Raw genomic sequence first — 2,076 nt, forward strand, 5'->3', positions numbered from 1 at the left:
AAAATGCATGACGTGGGATAAGTATTGCAAATCATCAACACGATTTTTCATTATCTTCACAAAAAAACAGACAACTGCACATAGCGCAGCGTTGTTCTTCATTATAACCAACCGCTAACCAATGATAAAATTCTTTAGAAAAATACGATATGACCTAATGGAGAAAAATAAAACTGGAAAGTATTTTAAATATGCTATTGGCGAAATAGTTCTTGTTGTAATTGGGATATTGATTGCTCTTCAAATTAATAATTGGAATGAATTAACAAAGAAAAGAAATACAGAGATTGAAATATTGGTTGGAATTAGAAATGATATTCTTAGAGATACTATAGATATAAATTTTAATATTCGCGGATATCAAAATATTATAAAGCGAGACAGTTTTGTTCTTCACCATTTAATAAAGAAGAAAGCTTACAGCAATATGTTTGCTCAAAACTTGCACTCTATTGCTAATTTAGGTTGGTCTGTGGTATTACACGAAGCTCATTTTCAAGAAGCCAAACAAAGAGGGTTGTCTATTATTTCTAACAAAGAGATAAGAAATGAGATAAATTATCTGTATGGATTTAAATATTCTGGCTTCAAATCGAAAGTAAACAATAATGATAGATACAAACACAATGAACTTCTAAAACATACTATAGGAAATTACTTTTCATATGATTCCAGCGGTGTTTTTATAGATAAAGAGTCATATGCGAAATTACTATCCAACAAAAATTCACATTATTACATTAAACGCTCAAGTGATATGCACAAAAGATTGCTTAATTTTCATTTCAACACTTTGTCGAAATCCATTGAAGTAGCCCAACTTATTGAAAAAGAAATTGTCTATTTGAAAAACAAATATTAATCTTAAATTAAAAAATAACGAAACCACAACAACGTGTATAGTTCATTGCTCTGAAATTCCTATTCGGAATTTCTATCGCTTCTGAACAATGGGTTCGCTCCTATTTGCTATCTTAGTGCAGACGCAACGAAACCATACACGAACACGTTGTGCTTCATTATCAGAAACCGCTAACCAATGATAAAATTCTTTAGAAAAATTAGACAAAATTTACTTTCTGAAAACAAATTCAGCAAGTATCTGATTTATGCATTCGGAGAAATTATCCTCGTGGTTATAGGAATTTTAATTGCTCTAAGTATCAACAACCAAAATGAAAACAAGAAGGATAAGACAAAAGAAAAAGTTTATCTAGAGAGTTTGTACCAAGAACTCAAACAAGATTCGATATACTTGGAAAAAACTAATAACACATTAGCTTCGATAGAAAAAAATGGTCGATATGTAATTAGTATAATTGAAAACCAAAAAAAAATCACATCTGATACACTTAAATTTTTAAATGCCGTGAGAAGGATGATTGCCAGTAATCAAACGTTACCAGAGCCAATTATTTGGAAAGAATTACAAAGTAGCGGAAACTTAAGGCTGATTCAAAACAGAGAATTAATTAAAGCACTATTTGCCTACTACCATAAAGCAAATGCTTGTCAACAAGATTATAAGGATAATGCACACCATTTTATTCTTGATGCTAGATATTTTGATTCAAAATTATTTTCAATTGAAGACCAAGACGATTATTTTGATAATTGGAAAAAAGACAATATACCATCACACAAAGTCTTACAAACACTTTTATCTGATAAAGAATTCTATGCAAATGCAAAGGGAATTGTGACAGGTATGATTATAAGCAGGAAAGTATTATCAGGACTGAGAAAAAACTTAGAAATTCCTTTGGCGATTTTAAGGAACGAATTAAATGAGAAATAACGAAAGCACAACAACGGCTATAAGTAATGCGGGATGAATCGCTTATTTCAAACTTCTACCCTTTTAATCCGCTCGCAATTTGTATCTTTATTCAAGAAAAATAATAAACATAAAAATGGCTCGCTATGGTCGGTGTTGAATTGAAACTTTAAGGCTTATTTGCCCCGCACTACACATAGCCTGAACCGATGATATCGAATACGCCTGCGGCGTACTTTTGTCTACGCTGCTTCGCAGACACTATATCCAAAAGCAGTTCGATATCATCGCTGCGCTAT

General features: G+C 31.6%; 2 protein-coding genes. Both read left to right on the top strand.

The window, feature by feature from the left end; all coding sequences use genetic code 11:
• The first annotated feature begins 121 nt into the window (after positions 1–121).
• Positions 122–862, top strand: a complete 741-nt coding sequence (locus LBV24_RS14950; protein WP_224479466.1) for a DUF6090 family protein — start codon at positions 122–124, stop codon at positions 860–862.
• Between the two features lie 177 nt (positions 863–1,039).
• Positions 1,040–1,798 carry a DUF6090 family protein gene (locus LBV24_RS14955; protein WP_224479467.1) on the top strand — a complete coding sequence of 253 codons (759 nt, stop codon included), beginning with the start codon at positions 1,040–1,042 and terminating at the stop codon, positions 1,796–1,798.
• Positions 1,799–2,076: the final 278 nt, after the last annotated feature.

Source organism: Winogradskyella vincentii, assembly GCF_020166345.1.
GTDB lineage: Bacteria > Bacteroidota > Bacteroidia > Flavobacteriales > Flavobacteriaceae > Winogradskyella > Winogradskyella vincentii.

Bases quoted from the DNA above. Each gene is read 5' to 3' on its own strand.
- LBV24_RS14950 (WP_224479466.1), top strand. From the start codon at position 122: ATGATAAAATTCTTTAGAAAAATACGATATGACCTAATGGAGAAAAAT.
- LBV24_RS14955 (WP_224479467.1), top strand. From the start codon at position 1,040: ATGATAAAATTCTTTAGAAAAATTAGACAAAATTTACTTTCTGAAAAC.